The sequence below is a fragment of the uncultured Methylobacterium sp. genome, assembly GCF_964251405.1.
GTDB lineage: Bacteria > Pseudomonadota > Alphaproteobacteria > Rhizobiales > Beijerinckiaceae > Methylobacterium.
Window position 1 is genome coordinate 24306 of record NZ_CAXUJR010000009.1, and the last position, 20334, is coordinate 44639.

At 70.4% G+C, this 20334-nt stretch carries 21 protein-coding genes and 1 pseudogene; 16 read left to right on the forward strand and 6 right to left on the reverse strand.

What is annotated here, in order from left to right; all coding sequences use genetic code 11:
• Positions 1-113: 113 nt before the first annotated feature.
• From ACFE7U_RS03150 to phnE (ACFE7U_RS03170), 5 genes are all read left to right on the forward strand, one after another.
• A complete protein-coding gene (locus ACFE7U_RS03150; RefSeq protein WP_375408277.1) occupies positions 114-782 on the forward strand; it encodes a DUF1045 domain-containing protein in 669 nt (222 codons plus the stop codon).
• 89 nt (positions 783-871) lie between these two features.
• The gene (gene phnC / locus ACFE7U_RS03155) at positions 872-1687 is read left to right on the forward strand and encodes a phosphonate ABC transporter ATP-binding protein (RefSeq protein ID WP_375408278.1); all 816 of its coding nucleotides are present in this window, start codon (positions 872-874) and stop codon (positions 1685-1687) included.
• A gap of 58 nt (positions 1688-1745) precedes the next feature.
• Entirely contained in the window at positions 1746-2675 is a 930-nt protein-coding gene (phnD, locus tag ACFE7U_RS03160) for a phosphonate ABC transporter substrate-binding protein (protein WP_375408279.1), read from the forward strand.
• 25 nt (positions 2676-2700) lie between these two features.
• The gene (phnE, locus tag ACFE7U_RS03165; protein WP_375408280.1) at positions 2701-3597 is read left to right on the forward strand and encodes a phosphonate ABC transporter, permease protein PhnE; all 897 of its coding nucleotides are present in this window, start codon (positions 2701-2703) and stop codon (positions 3595-3597) included.
• Positions 3594-4454 carry a phosphonate ABC transporter, permease protein PhnE gene (gene phnE / locus ACFE7U_RS03170; RefSeq protein WP_375408281.1) on the forward strand — a complete coding sequence of 287 codons (861 nt, stop codon included), beginning with the start codon at positions 3594-3596 and terminating at the stop codon, positions 4452-4454. Before phnE (ACFE7U_RS03165) ends, phnE (ACFE7U_RS03170) begins: the two co-directional genes overlap by 4 nt.
• Positions 4455-4465: 11 nt before the next feature.
• On the opposite strand, the gene phnF is transcribed toward phnE (ACFE7U_RS03170), so the two are convergent.
• Entirely contained in the window at positions 4466-5227 is a 762-nt protein-coding gene (phnF, locus tag ACFE7U_RS03175; protein ID WP_375408282.1) for a phosphonate metabolism transcriptional regulator PhnF, read from the reverse strand.
• Between the two features lie 143 nt (positions 5228-5370).
• Here phnF and phnG point away from each other — a divergent pair, with 143 nt between their 5' ends.
• From phnG to phnN, 8 genes are read left to right on the forward strand one after another with little or no spacing between them, the layout of a single operon-like run.
• Positions 5371-5784: a phosphonate C-P lyase system protein PhnG gene (gene phnG / locus ACFE7U_RS03180; protein ID WP_375408307.1), complete on the forward strand. Its 414-nt coding sequence runs from the start codon at positions 5371-5373 to the stop codon at positions 5782-5784.
• Positions 5784-6383 (forward strand): phosphonate C-P lyase system protein PhnH, encoded by a 600-nt coding sequence (phnH, locus tag ACFE7U_RS03185; RefSeq protein ID WP_375408283.1) that lies wholly within the window; start codon positions 5784-5786, stop codon positions 6381-6383. The genes phnG and phnH overlap by 1 nt, the downstream gene beginning before the upstream one ends.
• Positions 6384-6387: 4 nt before the next feature.
• Complete coding sequence (locus ACFE7U_RS03190; protein ID WP_375408284.1) at positions 6388-7503, forward strand: carbon-phosphorus lyase complex subunit PhnI; 1116 nt, start codon at positions 6388-6390, stop codon at positions 7501-7503.
• Positions 7500-8366: an alpha-D-ribose 1-methylphosphonate 5-phosphate C-P-lyase PhnJ gene (locus ACFE7U_RS03195; protein WP_375408285.1), complete on the forward strand. Its 867-nt coding sequence runs from the start codon at positions 7500-7502 to the stop codon at positions 8364-8366. The genes ACFE7U_RS03190 and ACFE7U_RS03195 overlap by 4 nt, the downstream gene beginning before the upstream one ends.
• Entirely contained in the window at positions 8363-9136 is a 774-nt protein-coding gene (gene phnK / locus ACFE7U_RS03200; protein WP_375408286.1) for a phosphonate C-P lyase system protein PhnK, read from the forward strand. Before ACFE7U_RS03195 ends, phnK begins: the two co-directional genes overlap by 4 nt.
• Positions 9133-9843 (forward strand): phosphonate C-P lyase system protein PhnL, encoded by a 711-nt coding sequence (gene phnL / locus ACFE7U_RS03205; protein WP_375408287.1) that lies wholly within the window; start codon positions 9133-9135, stop codon positions 9841-9843. Before phnK ends, phnL begins: the two co-directional genes overlap by 4 nt.
• Positions 9840-10997, forward strand: a complete 1158-nt coding sequence (locus ACFE7U_RS03210) for an alpha-D-ribose 1-methylphosphonate 5-triphosphate diphosphatase (protein ID WP_375408288.1) — start codon at positions 9840-9842, stop codon at positions 10995-10997. Before phnL ends, ACFE7U_RS03210 begins: the two co-directional genes overlap by 4 nt.
• Entirely contained in the window at positions 10997-11536 is a 540-nt protein-coding gene (gene phnN, locus ACFE7U_RS03215; protein ID WP_375408289.1) for a phosphonate metabolism protein/1,5-bisphosphokinase (PRPP-forming) PhnN, read from the forward strand. Before ACFE7U_RS03210 ends, phnN begins: the two co-directional genes overlap by 1 nt.
• On the opposite strand, the gene ACFE7U_RS03220 is transcribed toward phnN, so the two are convergent.
• Together ACFE7U_RS03220 and aspS are read right to left on the reverse strand one after the other, a co-directional pair.
• Entirely contained in the window at positions 11514-12413 is a 900-nt protein-coding gene (locus ACFE7U_RS03220; protein ID WP_375408290.1) for a glycosyltransferase, read from the reverse strand. The two genes, phnN and ACFE7U_RS03220, sit on opposite strands and share 23 nt — an antisense overlap.
• A 24-nt stretch (positions 12414-12437) precedes the next feature.
• On the reverse strand, positions 12438-14252 hold the full coding sequence (aspS, locus tag ACFE7U_RS03225) for an aspartate--tRNA ligase (protein ID WP_375408291.1): 1815 nt from the start codon (positions 14250-14252) through the stop codon (positions 12438-12440).
• A 132-nt stretch (positions 14253-14384) separates the two neighbouring features.
• Between aspS and ACFE7U_RS03230 the strand changes: the two genes are divergently transcribed.
• Both ACFE7U_RS03230 and rnd read left to right on the forward strand, forming a co-directional pair.
• Positions 14385-14846 (forward strand): hypothetical protein, encoded by a 462-nt coding sequence (locus ACFE7U_RS03230; protein WP_375408292.1) that lies wholly within the window; start codon positions 14385-14387, stop codon positions 14844-14846.
• A gap of 76 nt (positions 14847-14922) precedes the next feature.
• Positions 14923-16077, forward strand: coding sequence for a ribonuclease D (rnd, locus tag ACFE7U_RS03235; protein ID WP_375408308.1), 1155 nt, complete (start codon positions 14923-14925; stop codon positions 16075-16077).
• A gap of 121 nt (positions 16078-16198) precedes the next feature.
• Here the strand turns inward: rnd and ACFE7U_RS03240 are convergent, their stop codons facing one another.
• Together ACFE7U_RS03240 and ACFE7U_RS03245 are read right to left on the reverse strand one after the other, a co-directional pair.
• Positions 16199-18052 carry a hypothetical protein gene (locus ACFE7U_RS03240; RefSeq protein WP_375408293.1) on the reverse strand — a complete coding sequence of 618 codons (1854 nt, stop codon included), beginning with the start codon at positions 18050-18052 and terminating at the stop codon, positions 16199-16201.
• Positions 18053-18176: 124 nt separating this feature from the next.
• Positions 18177-18509 (reverse strand): HesB/IscA family protein, encoded by a 333-nt coding sequence (locus ACFE7U_RS03245; RefSeq protein WP_375408294.1) that lies wholly within the window; start codon positions 18507-18509, stop codon positions 18177-18179.
• A 144-nt stretch (positions 18510-18653) separates the two neighbouring features.
• On the opposite strand from ACFE7U_RS03245, the gene ACFE7U_RS03250 reads away from it, so the two are divergent.
• Complete coding sequence (locus ACFE7U_RS03250) at positions 18654-19901, forward strand: deoxyguanosinetriphosphate triphosphohydrolase (RefSeq protein ID WP_375408295.1); 1248 nt, start codon at positions 18654-18656, stop codon at positions 19899-19901.
• Positions 19902-20028: 127 nt separating this feature from the next.
• Here ACFE7U_RS03250 and ACFE7U_RS03255 read toward each other — a convergent pair.
• Positions 20029-20334: pseudogene (locus ACFE7U_RS03255) on the reverse strand (diguanylate cyclase); the annotation flags it as partial.

Sequence of the window (20334 nt, forward strand, 5' to 3'; positions counted from 1 at the left end):
GCTCGTCAGCCTGTCACGATGATGAGCGAGACGTGAGGCGGATGTCTTGCCGAGAGGGATGTCTTGCCGAGAGGAGAGTCCGTGATGAAGCCCGATCGGTCGAGGTGGATTCCGTGAACGAGGGGACGCGCTACGCGGTCTATTATACGCCGGCGCCCGGCTCGGCACTCGCGGCCTTCGGAGCTGGCATCCTGGGCTACGACAGCGCTTCCGGCGCCTTCCTGGCCCAGCCCGAGGCGATGGCCGCCGTCACGGCCGAGCCCCGCATCTACGGCTTTCACGCCACCCTCAAGCCGCCGATGCGTCTCGCGCCGGGCGCGACGGTGGACGACCTCCTGGCCGCCTGCGAGGCGCTGGCCCGGCACCGCGAGCCCTTGGCGGCGGGACGCCTCCGGGTCGCCCTCCTCGGCGATTTCGTCGCCCTGGTGCCCGCGTCGCCGCCGCCCGAACTCGGCCTCCTCGCCGCCGAGTGCGTTGCCGCCCTCGATCCCTTGCGTGCGCTCCTCAGCCCAGCCGAGCGCGCCCGGCGCCGGCCCGAGCGCCTCGGTCCGCGCGGGCGCGCTTTGCTGGAGCGCTGGGGCTATCCCTACGTGTTCGAGGCCTTCCGCTTCCACATGACCCTCACCGGCCGGCTCGCCGCCGACGAGCGCGAGACGTGGCGCGCGAGGCTGGCGGAAGCCTACGACGACGAGGCCGGCCTCGTCGTCGACGCGCTCACCCTCCTGCGGCAGGACGGGACGGCGCCGTTCCGCGTCGTGTCCCGCATCTTCTTCCGTCCATAGCCGATCGTGGCCACCCTCGGCCGCCACTGTCATCGTACCGTCGCGGGAGAGGCATTAACCGGTCGCGACGTTCGCGACGGGAAGACAGCATGCTGGTCGTCGAAGACCTCACACGCCGATACGGCAGCCGCCATGCGGTCGACCGGATCTCCTTGCGGATCGAGCGCGGCAGCTTCGTCGGCGTGATCGGCCGCTCGGGGGCGGGCAAGTCGACCCTGCTGCGCATGCTCAACCGCCTCGCCGAGCCCTCCGCCGGCCGCATCCTGTATGACGGGCTCGACGTCACGGCGCTCAGCGGCCGCGACCTGCGCCGCTGGCGCGCACGCTGCGCCATGGTGTTCCAGCAGTTCAACCTGGTCGGCCGCCTCGACGTCCTCACCAACGTCCTGATGGGGCGCCTCGCACAGGTCCCGAGCCATCGCTCGCTCCTGAAGCTGTGGTCGCACCAGGACCGTGCCCTGGCGCTGGCCGCCCTCGAAGGCTTCGACATGGGCCAGTTCGCGGGCCACCGCGCCGACCAGCTTTCCGGCGGCCAGCAGCAGCGGGTCGCGATCGCCAGGGCCATGGTGCAAGAGCCCGACATCATCCTCGCCGACGAACCCGTCGCCTCCCTCGACCCGCGCAACACCAAGCTGGTGATGGATGCGCTCGCCGACGCCAACAAGCGCCACGGCATCACGGTGTTGTGCAACCTGCACTCCCTCGACCTTGCCCGCGCCTATTGCGACCGCCTCGTCGGCCTCGCCGACGGCCGCGTGGTGTTCGACGGGCGGGCCTTCGACCTCACCGAGGACGTGGCCCAGCAGCTCTACGGCCTCGAGGCCGGGGAGGTGATCGATCGCCGGGCTGCCGATGCGATGCCGTCGGCGGGCTCCCCCGAGACGATCGCCGCCCTCGTCGCCTGAGGCAACCGACGCACCTTTCGGCCGATCCAAGACCTTCGACCTTTCCGAGGAGACCGCCATGCTCACCCGTCGCCACGTCGCCGGCGCCTTCGCCGCGCTCGGCCTCTTGATCCTTCCGGCGATCGCGCAGGACTGGAAGGCCAAGTATCCGGAGCTGACCCTCGCGGTGATCCCGACCGAGAACGCGTCCGGCACCATGGACCGTTACGCGCCGCTGACGGCCTACCTGTCGAAGCAGGTCGGCGTGCCGGTGAAGCTGCGCGTCGCCAACGACTACGCCGCGGTGATCGAGGGCCAGCGCGCCGGCAACATCCACATCGCCTTCTACGGGCCGGCCTCGTTCTCGCGGGCGGTGATGACCGGGGTCAAGGTCGAGCCGATCGTCAACCAGAAGCACGAGAACGGCGCATCGGGCTATCACTCGGTGATCTACGTGCGGGCCGACAGCCCCTACAAAACGATCGACGACCTCAAGGGCCGGAACCTCGCGCTGGTCGACCCGAACTCGACCTCCGGCAATCAGGCGCCGCGCTTCTTCCTCGCCAAGGCCGGCTACGACGTCGACAAGGTCTTCGGCAAGACCGTCTATGCCGGCAGCCACGAGAACGCCGTCCTCGCGCTGGTCCAGGGAACGGCCGACGCCGCCGCCAATCTCTGGAACTCCGAGACCGACACGATGATCACCCGCATGATCCCCAAGGGGATGCTGAAGAAGCCCGACGGCAGCAGCATGAGCCAGGGCGATTTCCGGATCGTGTTCAAGTCGGACTTCCTGCCCGAAGGCCCCTTCGCCGTCCTCGCAAGCCTGCCCGACGACCTTAAGGCCAAGATCCGTCAGGCTTTCATCGACTTGCCCAAGGCCGACAAGGCTGCCTTCGACCGGCTCTCCGACGGCAAGGACCTCGACTTCACGCCCGTGACCCTCAAGGACTTCCAGCCGATCATGGAGATGCTGAAGTTCAACGACGAGCAGCGCCGCAAGTCCTGACGCTCCGCGCTTGCGGGAGCTCCCGATGACGGAACGGATCGTGCCCCGTATCCCACCCCTTAGCCACGACCGCGCCGCGGCGCTGGCGGAGGCCTATGGCGAGGCCATGGCGGCGACGCGGCGGCGTACGCTGGCGACGCTCGCGGTCGTCCTCGTCCTCACCTTGCTCGCCGGATTCATGGCCGAGGTCCGGCCGCTGACCTTTATCGACAACATCGGCAACTTCACCGCCTATCTCGGCCAGATCCTGCCGCACCTCACCCTCGGCAACCTGCGGGGCGACGTCGCCGAGTGGTACTGGGGCCTTCCGAAATGGCTCGGCCTCCTCGCCGAGACGCTGCTCATGGCCTATCTCGGCACGCTGCTCGGCGGGATCGCGGCCTTCCTCCTGTGCTTTAGCGCGACCGCCAACCTCGCGCGGACCCGGGCCGGATGCTTCCTGGCGCGACGCTTCCTCGAAGTCTGCCGCACGGTGCCCGAGATCGTGTTCGCGTTGATCTTCGTGATCGCCTTCGGCCTCGGGCCGATGGTGGGCGTGCTCGCCATCGCGATCCACACGGCGGGCGCGCTCGGCAAGCTGTTCGCCGAGGTCGTGGAGAACATCGACATGAAGCCGGTGGAGAGCCTGACGGCTTCGGGCGCCACCCCTATCGAGGCGATCCGCTTCGCCGTGCTGCCCCAGGTTCTGTCGAACTTCGCCTCCTACGGCCTGCTGCGCTTCGAGATCAACGTGCGCGGAGCCGGCGTGATGGGCTTCGTCGGCGCCGGCGGTATCGGGCAGGAGTTCCTCGTGGCGATCCGCAACTTCTACTACACGGATGTCAGCGCGATCCTGCTCCTCGTCATCCTGACCGTGATGGCGATCGATCTCACCACCGAGCGCCTGCGCCACCATCTCCTCGGCCTGGAGACAGCGCGGTGACCCGCCCCGTCCCGCCCTCGGAGCGCGCGGTGGACCTCGCCTTTCTCCAGCAGCGCTATCCCGATGTGTTCCGCACCCCGTGGCGGGCACGGATCATCACCCTCACGGTAGTGGCGGCGATCGTCGGGCTTGCCGCCTTCGCCATGGTCCGCCTCGAGTTTTCCCTGACCCGCATCGTCAACGGGTTCGGGCGCCTTGCCGAGTTCTCGCTGATGATGATGCCGCCCTCGTCGGGCGGGCGGTTTTGGGACTTCCTGAACGCACTGGGCGAGACCCTCGCCATCGCCTTCCTCGGCACCCTGACGGCGGCCCTCTTCGCTTTTCCCGTGGCGTTCCTCGCCGCCAAGAACGTGGTGCCGAACCCGTTCGCGCATTTCGTGGTCCGGCGCGGGCTCGACGTGATCCGCTCGGTCGATGTGCTGATCTGGGCGCTGATCTGGATCAACGTGGTCGGGCTCGGGCCGTTCGCGGGAGCGCTCGCCATCGCCTGCGCGGATTTCGGGGCGTTCGGAAAGCTCTTCTCCGAGGCTGTCGAGACCGCCGACCGCAGGGCCGGGGAGGGGGTGACGTCGTCGGGCGGCAGCGGCCTCCACCGCATCCGCTTCGGGCTGATCCCGGCGGTGCTGCCGGTGCTCGGCAGCCAGGTCCTGTACTTCTTCGAATCGAACACCCGCTCGGCGACCATCATCGGCATCGTCGGGGCGGGCGGCATCGGCCAGTATCTCACCGAGCTGATCCGCGTGCTCGAACTGCAGCAGGTCGCCTTCCTCGTCCTGATGATCCTCGTGACCGTGGCGGCGATCGATGCGGTCTCGGGGCGGTTGCGCCGGGCGATGATCGGGGGCGTGGGGCGGTAGGCAGAGTGGTGCTACTCCACCACGAGCTCGACCCGGTCCGCGGCGAACAGGCTCCGGCTCGCCTCGATCCGGCGGCCCTCGCGGTCGACGTTGACGCTCGACAGGGTCAGCAGGGTGCGCCCCGGCGCGATGTCGAGGCGGGCGGCCTCCTCGGTCGTGGCGGCGCGGGCGCCGATCCGGGTCGAGAGGCGGGTATAGTCGTCGATGCCGAACTGCCCGAAGGCGCGGGTGATCGAGCCCGAGCGCGCATAGGCCTCTTCGAACCCGGCGAATCGCGGCAGCGGCAGGCTGATCCGCGCTGCCGAGATCGGCGCGCCGTCCGCCCGGTGCAGCGTCCGCATCTCGATCACCGGCTCGCCGATCGCGATGCCCAACGCTTCTGCCGTCTCGGCGTCCGCCGCCGCCTCCGCGGCGGCGGTGAGGTCGCCCCAGGCCTTGCGGCCCGCCCGCGAGACGATCTCGGAGAACCGGGTGCGCAACCCAATCGGATAGCGGATCGGTCCCTGCTCGACGAAGGTGCCGCGCCCTTGCGTGGCCCGCACCCGCCCGTTCTCGGCGAGCGTCCCGAGCGCCCGGCGCACGGTGTGGCGGTTGACGCCGAACCACGTCGCCAGGGCCGCCTCGGTGGGAAGCTGCCCGCCGGCGGGGAACTCGCCCCGGTCGATGGCCTCGGCCAGCGCGTCGGCGATCTGCCGCCAGGCCGCTAGGCCACCGCCGCGCTGCAGGGACGCGATGGGCAAGGACGTCACGGAGATGTCGCTCGTGTCGGTCATGACGGAGTCGGAAGTCCCTTGCGTCCTGTCGCCCGGTTGTCTATACATATAGACGAATACGGAGCCTTCGCAGCGTGATGCCGACCGCCAGCCAAACACCACCCGGCCGGATGACGCCAGAGGTCGAGGCGCGCCGCGCCGCCATGGCGCTGGCCGGCGCGGCCACACTTGCCGAGTTGCGCGAGGCCCTGGCACGCGCCGGCCTGACCTGCGAGGCGGAGGATCTTCGCGCGCCCGAGACTGGCCTCGTCATGGCGCGGGGGCGGATCGGCGGGGATGGCCGCGCCTTCAACGTCGGCGAGGCCACGGTCACCCGCGCTGCCGTACGGCTCGCCTCCGGCGAGACCGGCTTCGCCTACCATCTCGGCCGCGACCGCCCGAGAGCGCGCCTCGCCGCCATCCTCGATGCGCATTGGCAGCGCGCCGACGGCCGCCACGTCGTCGAGGCGGCGCTGGTGGCGGTCGCCGAGAGGCGGGCGGGGGAGGCGGATGCCACGGCCCGGCGGGTCGCCGCCACGCGGGTGAACTTCTTCACCCTGGCGCGGGGAGAGGATTGATGGCGCTCGCCCGCGGCTTTCCCGATCCGGTCCACGACTCCCAGGGGGTGTTCCGCACGGTCATGGATGCGTTCGCCCGTCCCTGCCTCCTGCGGTCCCTCGTCTCCGATCTCACCCCGCCCGCTCCGCTGACGCCGGAACTCGCCGCCATCGTCCTGACCCTGGCGGATGCCGACACGCCCCTCTGGCTCGACGCGTCCCTGAGTCGCGTGCCCGAGATCGCCGAGTTCCTGCGCTTCCACACCGGGGCTCCCATCGTGGCGGCGCCGGCAGGGGCGGCCTTCGCGCTGATCGCCGACCCCCGGTGCTGCCCGCCGTTCCGGGACTTCGCGCAAGGCACGCCGGATTATCCCGACGCCTCGGCCACCCTGGTCCTCGCGGTCGATCGATTGTCGGGGGAGGGCGGCCTGGGCTTCGAGGGCCCGGGCATCCGGGGCAGGGCTCATCTCGATGCCGCGCCGCTGCCCGCCGATTGGGCCGAGCGCCTGCAGTCCAACCATGCCGGCTTTCCGCAAGGGGTCGACCTCCTGTTCGTCGCCCCCGGCCTCGTCGCCGGGCTGCCGCGCTCGGCGCGGCTGCTCATGATGGCGGAGGCGTGAACGCATGTACGTAGCCGTGAAGGGCGGCGAGGCCGCCATCGACAACGCCCACCGGCTGCTCGCCGAGGCGCGGCGCGGCGACCCCGCCGTGCCCGACCTCGGGGTGGCGCAGATCCGCGAGCAGATGAGCCTCCTCGTGGACCGGGTCATGACCGAGGGCTCGCTCCACGATCCCGATCTTGCGGCGCTGGCCCTCAAGCAGGCGCGCGGCGATGTGGTCGAGGCGGTGTTCCTCGTGCGCGCCTACCGGACGACCCTGCCGCGTTTCGGCGCCTCCGAGCCCGTCGACACCGGCAGGATGGCCGTATCGCGACGCGTCTCGGCCACCTTCAAGGACCTGCCCGGCGGGCAGGTGCTGGGGCCGACCTTCGACTACACCCATCGCCTGATCGACTTCTCGCTGGCCGGTGAGCGTGGGTTCCTCGAGCCGGCGGCGCAAGCCCAGCCGGAGGCCGATGCCGGCACCTGCCCGCGCGTCACCGACCTCCTGGGCGAGGCTGGCCTCGTCGAGGCGTCTCCCCCGGACGAGGGTGCGCCGGTGGGCGACCTCACCCGCGAGCCGGTGGAGTATCCCGCCGACCGCGCGGTGCGGCTCCAGGCCTTGGCGCGGGGCGACGAGGGCTTCGTCCTCGCCCTCGCCTATTCGACGCAGCGCGGCTACGGCCGCACCCACCCCTTCGTCGGGGAGGTCCGGTTCGGCGCGGTCGAGGTCGAGTTCGTGCCGGAGGAGCTCGGCTTTCCGGTGGTGCTCGGCACCGTGGCGATGACCGAATGCCAGATGCTCAACCAGTTCCACGGCAGCGGCGAGGTCCCGCCCCAGTTCACCCGCGGCTACGGCCTCGTCTTCGGCCAGGGCGAGCGCAAGGCAATGGCGATGGCGCTCGTCGACCGCGCGCTGCGCGCGGCCGAACTCGGTGAGGCGGTGGTCGCCCCGGCGCAGGATCAGGAATTCGTGCTCGCCCATTGCGACAGCCTCCAGGCGACGGGCTTCGTCGAGCACCTCAAGCTGCCGCACTATGTCGATTTCCAGGCCGAGCTGGAGCTGGTCCGCCGCCTGCGCGCCGAGCACGCCGCGGGCCGTGCCGAGCCCGCAGACCCGATCCGGGAGGCCGCCGAATGAACGTCGGGGCCTCCGCCGGCTACAACTTCGCCTATCTCGACGAGGGCACCAAGCGGATGATCCGCCGCGCCATCCTCAAGGCGATCGCGATCCCGGGCTACCAGGTGCCCTTCGCCTCGCGCGAGATGCCGATGCCGTATGGCTGGGGCACCGGCGGCGTGCAGGTCACCGCCGCGATCCTGGGGGCGGCGGACAGGCTCAAGGTCATCGACCAGGGCGCGGACGACACCACCAACGCGGTCTCGATCCGCCGCTTCTTCTCCGCCACCGCCGGGGTCGCGACGACGACGCGGACGCATGAGGCCACGGTGATCCAGACCCGCCACCGCATCCCCGAGGCGCCGCTCCACGAGGGCCAGGTCCTCGTCTACCAGGTGCCGATCCCCGAGCCCCTGCGCTTCCTGGAGCCGCGCGAGACCGAGACGCGCCAACTCCACGCGCTCGCCGAATACGGCCTCATGCACGTCAAGCTGTACGAGGACATCGCCCGCCACGGCCACATCGCCACGACCTACGCCTATCCGGTCGAGGTTGCCGGGCGCTACGTCATGGACCCGTCGCCGACGCCGAAATTCGACAACCCGAAGATGGACGACTGCCCGGCCCTCCAGCTCTTCGGGGCGGGACGCGAGAAGCGCATCTACGCCGTGCCGCCCTACACCCGCGTGCGCAGCCTCGACTTCGAGGACCACCCCTTCCGGGTGCAGAGCTTCGACCGCCCTTGCGCGCTCTGCGCCGCCGAGGGCGTCTATCTCGACGAGGTCGTCCTCGACGATGCCGGCGGCCGAATGTTCGTCTGCTCGGACACCGACCATTGCGAGGGTCGTCGAGACCAGGGTTTCGGCGGAGACCGGGCGCGATGATCGATCCTCTTCTCACTGTGCGCGGCCTGACGAAGCGCTACGGTCCGCGCCTCGCCTGCGATGATGTCGGCTTCACCCTCGATGCCGGCGAGGTGCTGGCGGTGGTGGGAGAATCGGGCTCGGGCAAGTCGACCCTGCTCGGGCTCGTCGCCGGCGAGGTCGCGTCGGATTCCGGCTCGGTCTCCTACCGCATGCGCGACGGCGCCACCCGCGACCTCGCGTTCTTGGGCGAGGCTGAGCGCCGGGCCCTGATGCGCACCGATTGGGGCTTCGTGCGCCAGGATGCGGCACAGGGCCTGCGCATGGCGGTCTCGGCCGGCGGCAATGTCGGCGAGCGCCTGATGGGGGTGGGCGAGCGCCATTACGGACACATCCGTGCGACCGCGCTCGACTGGCTCTCCCGCGTCGAGATCGCCGCCGACCGGATCGACGATCCGCCGACGCGGTTCTCAGGCGGCATGCGCCAGCGCCTGCAGATCGCCCGCAACCTCGTCACCGCGCCCCGCCTCGTGCTCATGGACGAGCCGACCTCCGGCCTTGACGTCTCGGTGCAGGCCCGCCTCCTCGACATGGTCCGGGGGCTGGTGGCCGAACTCGGCCTCGCCGTCATCATCGTCACTCACGACCTCGCCGTGGCGCGCCTGCTGTCCCACCGCGTCCTCGTCATGCGCGATGGCCGGGTGATCGAGACGGGGCTGACCGACCAGGTCCTCGACGACCCGCAGGCCGCCTATACCCAGCTCCTCGTCTCCTCGGTGCTCGCCGCATGACCACCCCGCCGCTGATCGCCTTCGAGGACGTGGGCAAGAGCTTCACCCTGCACCTGCGCGGCGGCGCGGTGCTGCCGGTGATCGCGGGCGCGACCCTTGCCGTGCATCCGGGCGAGTGCGTCGTGCTCGGCGGCGCCTCGGGCTCGGGCAAGTCGTCGCTGCTGAAGATGGCCTACGGAAATTATCGTTGCGAGCGCGGCGCGATCCGGATGAGGGACGGCGAGCGCATGGTCGATGTCGCCCGCGCCGAGCCCCGCGAGATCCTGGCCCTGCGCCGCCGCGTCGTGTCCTACGTCTCGCAGTTCCTGCGGGTGATCCCCCGCGTCGGCGCCCGCGCCGTGGTCGAGGCGGCCGGCATCGAGGGAGGGCTGGCACCGGATGCGGCCCGCGTACGGGCCGCCGACCTTCTGACCCGGCTCAACCTGCCGGAGCGCCTGTGGGAGCTGCCGCCGGCCACCTTCTCGGGCGGCGAACAGCAGCGGGTCAATATCGCCCGCGGCCTCATCGCCGAGCGGCCGCTGCTGCTGATGGACGAGCCGACCGCCTCCCTCGATGCGCGCAACCGCGCCGTCGTGGTCGCGCTGATCCGCGAGAAGCAGGCGGCGGGGGCGGGCATCCTCGGCATCTTCCACGATGCCGACGTGCGCGAGGCGGTGGCGAGCCGGGTCGTCGACGTGGCGGCATTCCGTGGAGCGCTGGCGGCATGAGGACGCAGACGATGTCGGACCGGGTCGAGATCATCGAGAACGCGAGCTTGGTCCTGCCCGACCGGGTCGAGACCGGCTGGCTCGCGGTGGTGGACGGGCGCATCGCCGAGATCGGCGAGGGCCGCGCGCCCGAACGGGGACTCGATCTGTCCGGGGATCACCTGATCCCCGGCCTCGTCGAGCTCCATACCGACCATCTCGAGAGTCACTACGCGCCCCGTCCCGGCGTGCGCTGGCATCCGCTGGGCGCGGTGCTGGCCTACGACGCCCAGATCGCCGCTTCGGGCATCACCACGGTGTTCGACTCGTTGCGCGCCGGGACCGACCCGGACGGCAGCGGCCTCGGCTCCGAGCTGATGCTGCTCGCGCGGACGATCGCCGATGCCCGCGAGGCCGACCTGTTCCGGGCCGAGCACCGCACGCATCTGCGCTGCGAGATCCCGTCGGGCGACGTGGTCGAGACCGTCCGGTCCTTCGTCGAGCGCTTCCCCGTCGGGCTCATCTCGCTGATGGACCATACGCCGGGCCAGCGCCAGTTCCGCGACGTGTCGAAATACTACCTCTACGCGGGACGCAGCGGCAGGCCGATCGAGGAGATCAAGGCCGGGACCGAGCGCAAAATCCGCGAGGGCCGGGCGCTGAACGCGGTCAACCGGCCCGCCCTGGTGGCGCTCGCCCGCGGGCACGGCATCCCGCTCGCGAGCCACGACGACACCACGCTGGCCGATGTCGCGATGTCCCGCGCCGAGGACGTGGCGCTGGCCGAGTTCCCGACGACGCCCGAGGCGGCGCGGGCCTCGCACGAGGCCGGCATCACGGTGATGATGGGCGCACCCAACCTGATCCGGGGCGGCTCGCATTCCGGCAACGTCGCGGCGCAGGCCCTGGCCGAGGCCGGGCTGCTCCGCATCCTCTCCTCCGATTACGTGCCCGCGAGCCTCTTGATGGCGGCCTTCCAGCTGCCCGAGCGCGTGCCTGGCATCCGTCTGCCCGAGGCGATCGCCACCATCACGGCGAACCCGGCCCACGCCACCGGCCTCGACGATCGCGGCCGGATCGCGCCCGGCCTGCGCGCCGACCTCGTCCGCGTGCGGATGGCGCAAGGGGTGCCGGTGGTACGCCAGGTCTGGCGGGCCGGCGAGCGGGTCGTGTAGTGGCGGGCGGCTTCGTCCTCGTCGCCGGCCCGAGCGGAGCCGGCAAGGACACCCTGATCCGGCTCGCTCGCGCGCGGCTGGCCGAGAACCCGCGCGTGGTGTTCCCCCGCCGCCTCGTGACGCGGCCGCCCTCGCCGGACGAGGACAACGAGGAGATCTCGGAGCCAAACTTCGCCCGAGGGCAAGCGGCCGGCGCCTTCGCCCTTGATTGGCGCGCGCACGACCTCGGCTACGCCATCCCCGCCACGGCGATGGCGCTCGCCCGATCGGGCCGCGTCGTCGTCTGCAACGTCTCCCGCCGGGTCGTGGAGGAGGCGCGCCGCCGCCTGCCGCGCGTCAGCGTGGTCGCGGTGACGGCCTCGCCCGAGGTCCTGGCACAACGCCTCGCCGCCCGAGGGCGCGCGCAGGACGGAGATCTCGCCACGCGGCTCTCGCGCTCCGCTCCGGTGAAGGCCGACCTCACCATCGTCAACGAGGGCGACCGCGAGGCCGCGGTCGACCGTCTCGTCGCGCATCTCATCGATCGCTGCCGGGATTGACGGCACCGGCCACGAGCCCTTCCCGTGCCAGCGCCGTCTGCCCGCGCATCGCCGCGAGCGCGCCGGCGGCCGAGCCGGCATAGCGCTCGATCAGGGGACGCCGCAGCGTGAGGGCGGCCAGGGCCGCCTTCGGCGCATTCACCGCAAGCATGCCGGGGGAGGGCCCCGGCAGGCCGTACTTCCGCGAGACGTAGGCCCGCGACCACGCTTGGTGCCAGCGCGTGCGGAACACCCGGCCGGGCTCGGGCGCCGACGAGCGTCCGCGTCCGTGGAGCGCCTCCGCCGCGTGGACGTGAACGAGGGCGCGGCCGGTGTCGGCGATCCGGCGGCAGAGGTCGTCGTCCTCGTAGAACAGGAAGATCTCCTCGTCGAAGCCGCCGAGCGCCAGGAAGAGGTCCCGCGCCATCATCAGGCAGGCGCCCGAGAGGAACGGCGCGCAGGCATCGCCCTCGGGCAGGCCGCGCGCGCCCTTGTGATTGGGCAGGTATGGCGAGAGCAGCGAGCGCGGCTGATAGAAGACGCGACCATCCGGTTCGACGAGGCGCGGGGCGAACAGCCCGGCCTCCGGATAGGCTTTCGCGGCGGCGAGGAGCGCGTCGGCCGCGCCGGGCGCCAGGACCACATCGGGATTGAGGATCAGTATTCGAGTCGCTTGGGCGGCCGCACGCACGCCGATGTTGTTGGCGCGGCCATAGCCCTCGTTGCGGGCATTGCGCAGAACCTCCGCACCCGACGCCTCCGCGATGGCGACTGAGGCATCGCGGCTGGCATTGTCCACCACAATCGCCGGCACGTGCTCGGCGGCAAGTGCCGCGAGGCAGGCGGGGAGGGCGTCGGCACTGTCATGGGCGACGACGATGGCGACGAGGCTCGGCACGGATCGGCCTCGCTCCCGCTATGCTCAGCCCTGCTTCTCCGGCAGGTTCAGCCGGATGTGCAGCTCGCGCAGCTGCTTGGGCGTCGCTTCGGCCGGCGCCCCCATCATCAGGTCCTCGGCGCGCTGGTTCATCGGGAACAGCACGACCTCGCGCAGGTTCTGCTCGCCGCAGAGCAGCATGACGATGCGGTCGATTCCCGGCGCGATGCCGCCGTGCGGGGGCGCGCCGAGCTTGAGCGCGTTGAGCATGCCCCCGAACTTCTCTTCCAGAACCTCGACCCCGTAGCCGGCGATACCGAAGGCCTTCTCCATTACGTCGGGGCGATGGTTGCGGATCGCGCCTGAGGACAGCTCGGTGCCGTTGCAGACGATGTCGTACTGGAATGCCTTGATGCCGAGAATCGTGGTCTGGTCCGAAGGGTCGAGGGCCAGGAATTCCTCACGGTCGAAGTTCGGCATCGAGAACGGGTTGTGGGAGAAGTCGATGCGCTTCTCGTCCTCGTTCCACTCGTACATCGGGAAGTCGGTGATCCAGCAGAAGGCGAACTGGTCCTTGTCCGAGAGGTTCAGCTCGTCGCCGATGCGGATGCGGGCCTTGCCGGCGAGTGCCGCCGCCTTGGCCTCGGTGCCGGCGGAGAAGAACACGGCGTCGCCGGCTTTGGTGCCGGTCTTCTGCGCGATCAGCGCCTGCACATGAGCCGGGATGAACTTGGCGATCGGACCCTTGCCGGTCAGCACGCCGTCGACATCCTCGAAGATGACGTAGCCGAGCCCCGGCGCGCCCTCGGCGCGGGCGAAGTCGTTGAGCTTGTCGAAGAAGGAGCGCGGCTGGGTGGCGGCCCCCGGTGCGGGGATCGCCCGCACGACGCCGCCTGACTTGATCACGCCCTTGAACGCCTTGAACTCGACCTCGTCGCGGGCGAACTCCTCAGTGACGTCGGCGATCACCAGCGGGTTGCGCAGGTCCGGCTTGTCGACGCCGTATTTCAGCATCGCGTCGGCATAGGGGATGCGCGGGAACTCCCGCGTCACCCGCTTGCCGTCGGCGAACTCCTCGAAGACGCTGCGCAGAACGGGCTCCACCGACTGGAACACGTCCTCCTGCGTGACGAAGCTCATCTCGATGTCGAGCTGGTAGAACTCGCCCGGCGAGCGATCCGCACGCGCGTCCTCATCGCGAAAGCACGGGGCGATCTGGAAGTAGCGATCGAAGCCCGCGATCATCGTGAGCTGCTTGAACTGCTGCGGCGCCTGCGGCAGCGCGTAGAACTTGCCCGGATGCACCCGCGACGGCACGAGGTAGTCGCGGGCGCCCTCCGGCGAGGAGGCCGTCAGGATCGGCGTCTGGAACTCGAAGAAGCCGCCCTCGCGCATGCGGCGGCGCAGGGAATCGATGATCGCCCCGCGCTTCATGATGTTGGCGTGGAGCTTTTCGCGGCGCAGGTCCAGGAAGCGGTATTTGAGCCGCGTCTCCTCCGGGTATTCCTGATCGCCGAAGACCGGCACCGGCAATTCGCCCGCGGGGCCGAGCACTTCGAGGTCGTCGATATAGACCTCGATCGTGCCGGTCGGCAGGTCCGGGTTCTCGGTGCCGGCGGGCCGGGTGCGCACGCGGCCGTCGATGCGGATGACCCATTCCGAGCGAGCGACGTCGGCGGCCTTGAAGGCCTTGGAGTCGGAATCGACCACGCATTGCGTCAGGCCGTAATGGTCGCGCAGGTCGATGAAGAGCACGCCGCCATGGTCGCGGATGCGATGGCACCAGCCGGAGAGGCGGATGGTCTCGCCGACGTCGGACGGGCGGAGCGCCCCGCAGGTGTGGGTTCGATAACGGTGCATGGCGGGCTCTTGGGATTGAGCGGCGCACCATTCATGCGGGGGCCGTGAAGTCAAGGCGACGCGGCACGCGCGAGGTCGATCGGACGGTCCGGAACCCTTTCGGAAACGCCCTTCGATCCCCATATCAGGCCTATGAATTCGAACGCTTTTTTCCAGTTTCTGGCCGAGGATCCGCGGCCGTCCGAGACCCGTTCCGGCGAGCGGCAGGAGGGCGCGTGGCGGGTGCTGCCGCTCGAAGGCACCTTCGAGATCGTCTACGAGGATTCCCGGGGGCTCTGGAGCCACCGCGTTCTCGAGGCGCGCGAGCTCAAGCTTGGGCCGGGCCGCACCTTGCTCGGCGGGATCGACCGGGCTCGCGGCGGCTATCGCGGGTTCCGGGCCGACCGGATCCGGCGTCTCATGGAGGTCTCCGGCCGGGACAAGCTGGAGGCCGGCATTCTCGACTGGCTGCTCGCGCGCGCCGAGGCGCAGCGGAAAGAGCGGGCAGCGCTGGTCCGTCCCGTCGGGCGCGGGCGGACGCGCAGCCGGGTCACGGATCAGGACGGGTCAGGGCAAGCCTCGTCGCCCGCACGAAAACTCGACGCCGCGGCGTGAGCCGGATCGGTCTCGGCCGACGATAACGTCGGTGCCGACCTCGCCGTGGGCCGAAACCTTCGATATAGCCGATTTTATGGACCTGATCGCCACGACCCCTGCCCTCGCGGAGGCCTGCGCCCGCTTCGCCACCCAGTCCTTCGTGACCGTCGACACGGAGTTCATGCGCGAGACGACCTATTACCCGAAGCTCTGCCTCATCCAGATGGCGGGGCCGGACGGATCGGGCGTGCTCGTCGACCCGCTCTCGCCCGAGATCGACCTCGCGCCGTTCTTCGCGCTGATGGCCGACGAGGGCGTGGTCAAGGTCTTCCACTCCGCCCGGCAGGACCTGGAGATCATCTGGCTGCTCGGCGGGCTGCTGCCGCAGCCGTTCTTCGACACGCAGGTGGCCGCCATGGTCTGCGGCTACGGCGACTCGGTCTCCTACGAGCAACTCGTCAACGACGTGGCCAAGGCCAAGATCGACAAGTCCTCGCGCTTCACGGACTGGTCGCGCCGGCCTCTCTCGGACGCGCAGCTCACCTACGCGCTCTCCGACGTCACTCACCTCGTCAAGGTCTACGAGGTGCTGGCCGGCCAGCTCCTCTCGACCGATCGCGGCGAGTGGCTCGACGAGGAGATGAGCGTCCTCACCTCGCCCGAGACCTACCGGGCCGATCCGGCTCAGGCCTGGCGCCGGCTCGCCGGGCGGATGCGCAAGCCCCGCGAGATCGCGGTGCTGATGGAGGTGGCGGCCTGGCGCGAGCGCGAGGCGCAGACGCGCAACGTGCCGCGCGGCCGCATCCTCAAGGACGAGGCGGTGATCGATGTCGCCACCTCGGCCCCGCGCAGCATCGAGGCCCTGGGGCGCCTGCGCTCCATCCCCGCTGGTTTCGAGCGCTCGCGCACCGGCGCCGACATCCTCGCAGCCGTGGAGCGCGCCTTCGAGCGCGATCTCGCACAGATCCCCGTGGCGGCCGAGCGCAGCCGGGGCCGGGGCGGCAACGGCGCGCTCGTGGAACTCCTGAAGGTCCTGCTGAAGGCGGTGTGCGAGGCCGAGCGCGTCGCGCCCAAGATCGTCGCCACGGTCGACGATCTCGAGGCCCTGGCCGAGGACGACAACGCCGACCTGCCGGTTCTGAGCGGCTGGCGACACGCCTTGTTCGGCGAGAAGGCGCTCGCCCTCAAGGCGGGGCGCCTCGCCTTGTCGGCCGAGCGCGGGCGGGTGGTGGTGCGGGAATTGGATTGATACCGCTTCCAGCTTGATCGGATCGGGTTAGCTCGCGCGTCTCTCCTCCCCACAAGGAGGAGGGAAGCGCGTCAAGGATCGTCGATCCAAGACGGGCGATCAGACAGAAACGGGACGACTCTCAGTTCGCCTTCGCCGTCACGTCCAGCCGCTCCAGGACCGCGCCCGGGCTCGGGGCCGCGCTGAAGTCGATGACGCCGAGGCCGGCGCCGTTCTTCGGGCGGGCGCTGAGGAAGAGGCGGCCGGGCTTGGCCACGAACTGAGCCATCGCGGTGCCGATCGCCTTGGCGGTGGCCGAGTTGCCGAGGATCGCCGGGATGCCGAAGGTGCTCGCCGTGGCGTATTCCTGGGTCAGCTCCTCGGGCTTCAGGCTCAGGACCTTGGACTGGGCGGCGATGAAGCGCTCGAACAGCCCCGTGTTCTCGATGGTGAGGTCGAGCGCCTTGGCGGTGGCCGAGAGCATCGCGTAGGCCGAGACCGCCGCGTTCGGATCGAACACCTCGGGGCCGATGCCCCCGACCGTGCCGTTCAACCGCAAGGTCCCCATGTCCTTGCCCGACACCGAGACCTCGCGCACGCTGAGTTCGCGCGCCGCCTCGTCCCACGAGGTTTCCGCCACCGCGTTCAGATCGAGGTCGTTGTAGCCATAGAGCGCCAGCGAGCCGAGGCCCGGGATGCCCGCCACCATCGTGGCCGGCAGGGTCAGCCCCGACAGGCTGACCCGCCCGGCCGTGGGGACGCCGTCACGCGGGGGACCGAAGCTCATGCTGGCATCGCGCAGGCCGACATGGGTCGGCCCGGAATCCTTCGTCATCGGATCCTTGGTGGCCAGCGGATCCTTGGCAACAGGCGACCTGCCGGGGCCGGCGGGCATCTCGACCGGCAGGTCGATGCCGACGTTCTGCACGGCCAGGGTGCCGATGGTGGGGGTGAGGCGGCGCAGGTCGTCGTCGGACGGCTCCGCGGTCAGCGTGGCGAGCTTGCGCAGGGCCGCGATGGTCGGCGCCAGGGAGAAGCCCGAGAGCGAGAGGCGGCCGATCCGTGAGCGCGTCCCGCCGCCGGAGAAGGTGATGTCCTCGAGGGTTGCGCCGCCGGCGGCGAAGCCGAGACGCCCGACACCGAGGTCGAGTGTCTGGGTCTTGGCTTCCTGCAGGCTCAGGCCCGTGGCCTCCAGGGACCCGATCGAGACGGAATCGACGATGTCGGCGGCGATGCCGACGAGCCTGGCGCGCTCGGCCGGCGCGGTCTTGTCGAGGTCGATGCCGGCGAGGGCCTGGAGGGACCCGCCCCATGTGGCCGGCGTCTGGCGGCCGCCCATGTCGCGGCCCTCGATCCGGGCGATCTTCAGCGCCGTGCCGCGGTCGTCGACATAGGCGATGTCGGAGAGCGACACCGTGCCGTAGACCCGCTGGAAGGCGCCCTTGCCATCGCCCGGCTCGCCGTAGAGGCGGGACAGGGCGACGAGGTCGACGTCGCGGGCCTCGATGCGGCCATAGGTGCCCGTGCCCGTCCTGTCGCTCCCGGTCACCGACACGGAGGCGGCGGCGGCGGTGAGCTCGGCGATGCGGCCGGCCCGGACATCCTTGGCCACCACGTCGCGGTAGATCACGCCCTGGCGGGCCGCGCCGGCCTCCGCATAGGCGACACGCAGTTCGGGGATCGTCAGGCTCGCCGCGTCGAGACGGGCAAGCCTCGCGGGCCATGGCGCGCCGGGGCCGGGCTTCAGGAGAGCGACGAGGTCGTCCTTCGACAGTCGCGTGCCGCTCACCGTCAGAATGGGCGCCGTCAGGATCGTGCCGCCCAGCGGCAGCACCACGTCCTGGAGCGTGACGTCCTGCACCGCGGAGGCCGCCTCCTGGGCCAGGGCTCCCGTCACGAGGCCGCGATGGTCGAGGCCGGCCCCGGAGAGTGCGATCAGGCAGGCCGAGAGCGCGGCGGCCCGCATCAGGGGAGGGCGGCCCTTCGCATAGGTCATGAGCTTATCCGGATCTCTGTCGGGGGAGGCCGTGACCTCTGGACGATCGGGCGCGCGGCCTCGCATCCCTGCCGCGTTTTTTCGGGCGAGGCAATCACACGGGGCTGCGTAGGGGCGGGCTGGTTCAGAGCGAGAACGAGGTGCCGCAGCCGCACGAGGCGGTGGCCTGCGGGTTCACGATCTTGAAGGACTGTCCGATCAGGTCGTTGACGAAATCGATCGTGGAGCCGCTCATGTATTCGAGCGAGACCGGGTCGACGAGGACGGTTGCGCCGTCGCGCTCGATCGCCACGTCGTCGCCGGCGCGGTCACGCTCCACGTCGAAGGCGTAGGAGAAGCCCGAGCAGCCGCCACCGTTGACGCTGATGCGCAGGGACGCGCCGGGCGGTTCGGCTCCCATGATCTCGTTGATGCGCTTGGCGGCGCGTGGGGTGAGGGTGATCTCAGGGCTCGTCATGCTCGGGTTCCGGTCCATCGCCGCGGGCGCCGCTCGCCGGCGATTGCCGTAGCCTGCGCCACACACAAGATATGGGGCGCGGGCGCGGGCCGCAACGCGGCGGATGCGGTAGCCATCGCCTCGGGCTTCGGAAAGGGATGCGACGTGCGGCAGAACGGGGAACGCTGGCGGGCGCCCTACGCGACCGACCCCGCCGCGGCGCGCGGGCGCCTGATCCCGGAGGCGGCGTCGCCGACGCGCAGCGACTTCCAGCGCGACCGCGACCGCATCATCCATTCCGGCGCGTTCCGGCGCCTGAAGCACAAGACCCAGGTCTTCGTGCACCACGAGGGCGACCACTACCGCACCCGCCTCACCCACACCCTCGAAGTGAGCCAGATCGGGCGGGCGCTGGCGCGGGCGCTCGGCCTCGATGAGGATCTGGCGGAGGCGCTGGCGCTGAGCCACGACCTCGGCCACACCTGCTTCGGGCATACCGGCGAGGATGCGCTCGACAGGCTCATGGCCGAGCATGGCGGCTTCGACCACAACGCACAGGCCCTGCGCATCGTGACTCGGCTGGAGCGGCGCTATGCCGGGTTCGACGGTCTCAACCTCGCCTGGGAGACGCTGGAAGGCCTCGTCAAGCACAACGGCCCGCTCGTGGGGCCGGACGGCCGGCCGACGGCGCGCTGGGCGACGCGCGGCATCCCCGCGGCGATCCTCGATTACGACGCGCTCAACCCGCTCGACCTCCATCGCTTCGCAGGCCCCGAGGCCCAGGCCGCGGCGCTCGCGGACGACATCGCCTACGATTCCCACGACCTCGACGACGGCCTGCGCGCCGGCCTGTTCGAGATCGCCGACCTCGCGACGGTGCCGTTCTTGAGGGGCTTGTTGGACGAGATCGACGCTCTCCATCCCGGCCTCGAGTCATCGCGAAAAATCCACGAGTTGGCGCGGCGCGTCATCACCCGCTTCGTCGAGGACGTCATCGCCGAGAGCATGCGGCGGATCGGGGCCCTGGCGCCGCGATCGGTGGACGAGATCCGCGGGGCGCCTTCGGCCGTCGTGGCGTTCTCGCCCGCGATGGAAGAGGCCGATTCAGAGATCAAGACCTTCCTGTTCGCGAGGATGTACCGCCATCCCGGCGTCCTCGCCGTGCGCGCCAAGGCCGACCTCATCGTCGCCGACCTGTTCTCGGCCTTCATGGAGGCCCCCGACGCGATGCCGGAGGAATGGCAGGAGGGCCTCGGGGATGCGTCGAGAAGCCGGCGCGCCCGACGCGTGGCCGACTACATCGCCGGCATGACCGACACCTACGCGGTTCTCGCCCACAAGCGCCTCTTCGCGACGACGCCGGACCTGCATTGGCACGCGCAGAACCGCGAGCTTCCCCTGGCGGAGGGGTGAAGCGGCCGCTCATCCATCCTGATGTTCTAGAGCAAGCTGCTGTTTCGCGGAACCATCAGTATACTCTATCTCTCTGTTGTCGCATGATGATTTCGGAAAACCGGATTCCACTTTTCCGCATCATGCTCTAGTGGCGACGCTCCGTCTCCGCCGCCTGGAGATGGCGGATGAGCTCGAATCCGATTTCGACCATCAACCGCTCGACGAGGGCGGAGAGGCCCGGCCGCCCGAGCCGGATCGTGAGGTCGCGCAAGTCCATGGCCCGCTCGGCCATGCGGTTGGCGAGATCCTGGGCGCCGCAGCCATCCTCCGCGATGGCGAGAGCGATGCCGCAGCCCTGGTCCGGCCGGCCCTCGGGATCGCGGTCGATCCGTCCGTGCAGGAGGATCCGGCTCGCGCCGTCGCGGGTGCGGAAGCCGAGATCGACGGGACC

Excerpts from the sequence above, each read along its gene's own strand:
- phnC (WP_375408278.1), top strand. The coding sequence starts at position 872 with ATGCTGGTCGTCGAAGACCTCACACGCCGATACGGCAGCCGCCATGCG.
- phnD (WP_375408279.1), top strand. The coding sequence starts at position 1,746 with ATGCTCACCCGTCGCCACGTCGCCGGCGCCTTCGCCGCGCTCGGCCTC.
- phnE (WP_375408280.1), top strand. The coding sequence starts at position 2,701 with ATGACGGAACGGATCGTGCCCCGTATCCCACCCCTTAGCCACGACCGC.
- phnF (WP_375408282.1), bottom strand. The coding sequence starts at position 5,227 with ATGACCGACACGAGCGACATCTCCGTGACGTCCTTGCCCATCGCGTCC.
- phnG (WP_375408307.1), top strand. The coding sequence starts at position 5,371 with ATGGCGCTGGCCGGCGCGGCCACACTTGCCGAGTTGCGCGAGGCCCTG.
- phnH (WP_375408283.1), top strand. The coding sequence starts at position 5,784 with ATGGCGCTCGCCCGCGGCTTTCCCGATCCGGTCCACGACTCCCAGGGG.
- ACFE7U_RS03190 (WP_375408284.1), top strand. The coding sequence starts at position 6,388 with ATGTACGTAGCCGTGAAGGGCGGCGAGGCCGCCATCGACAACGCCCAC.
- ACFE7U_RS03195 (WP_375408285.1), top strand. The coding sequence starts at position 7,500 with ATGAACGTCGGGGCCTCCGCCGGCTACAACTTCGCCTATCTCGACGAG.
- phnK (WP_375408286.1), top strand. The coding sequence starts at position 8,363 with ATGATCGATCCTCTTCTCACTGTGCGCGGCCTGACGAAGCGCTACGGT.
- phnL (WP_375408287.1), top strand. The coding sequence starts at position 9,133 with ATGACCACCCCGCCGCTGATCGCCTTCGAGGACGTGGGCAAGAGCTTC.
- ACFE7U_RS03210 (WP_375408288.1), top strand. The coding sequence starts at position 9,840 with ATGAGGACGCAGACGATGTCGGACCGGGTCGAGATCATCGAGAACGCG.
- aspS (WP_375408291.1), bottom strand. The coding sequence starts at position 14,252 with ATGCACCGTTATCGAACCCACACCTGCGGGGCGCTCCGCCCGTCCGAC.
- ACFE7U_RS03230 (WP_375408292.1), top strand. The coding sequence starts at position 14,385 with ATGAATTCGAACGCTTTTTTCCAGTTTCTGGCCGAGGATCCGCGGCCG.
- rnd (WP_375408308.1), top strand. The coding sequence starts at position 14,923 with ATGGACCTGATCGCCACGACCCCTGCCCTCGCGGAGGCCTGCGCCCGC.
- ACFE7U_RS03240 (WP_375408293.1), bottom strand. The coding sequence starts at position 18,052 with ATGACCTATGCGAAGGGCCGCCCTCCCCTGATGCGGGCCGCCGCGCTC.
- ACFE7U_RS03245 (WP_375408294.1), bottom strand. The coding sequence starts at position 18,509 with ATGACGAGCCCTGAGATCACCCTCACCCCACGCGCCGCCAAGCGCATC.